Source organism: Bartonella taylorii 8TBB, assembly GCF_902825155.1.
In the GTDB taxonomy this organism is placed as follows: Bacteria; Pseudomonadota; Alphaproteobacteria; order Rhizobiales; family Rhizobiaceae; genus Bartonella; species Bartonella taylorii_A.
This window is the reverse complement of record NZ_CADEAG010000141.1, coordinates 1-437: the sequence shown is the minus strand read 5'-3', so window position 1 is coordinate 437 and position 437 is coordinate 1. Positions and strand designations below refer to the sequence as shown.

Below are 437 nucleotides of genomic sequence, written 5' to 3'. Positions count from 1 at the left end.
AAAAACATCTGTTTTAAATTGGCTCTTTTCTGTTTTGAGATAAATGATATTATCTTTGACATCTTTCCAGCCGATACGGACGGCGTCACCACGGCGCAAGCCCGTATAAAGAAGAACATCAATCCAGACGCGTTCATGCGTACCATGTGACCAACGGTGATAATATTTGTCTATGTCCTCTTCTCGCCATGGTAGTAATCCCTCACTGTTCAAAGATTTTGGTGCTTTTATATTAAAGGCAGGATTTCTATTTAAAAGGGCATTATCAACCGCCCAATTAAAGAGACCGTTTAAAGAGGTCAAAAAATGTTTTGCCGCTGCGGGAGAATCTCGCCTTCTGTCTACGGCGTCAAGGATATGATGTTTTTCTATGCTTTTATATGCGCGATCACCAATATGTTTAGAAACATTGTTTATAATTCTATACTTAACATTTT

At 38.7% G+C, this 437-nt stretch carries 1 protein-coding gene; it reads right to left on the bottom strand.

Going from position 1 to position 437, the window contains the following annotated elements; translation table 11 throughout:
• Nucleotides 1-437: phage integrase central domain-containing protein (locus tag J7R13_RS09020; RefSeq protein ID WP_425523235.1), on the bottom strand; the 437-nt coding region annotated here is incomplete at both ends.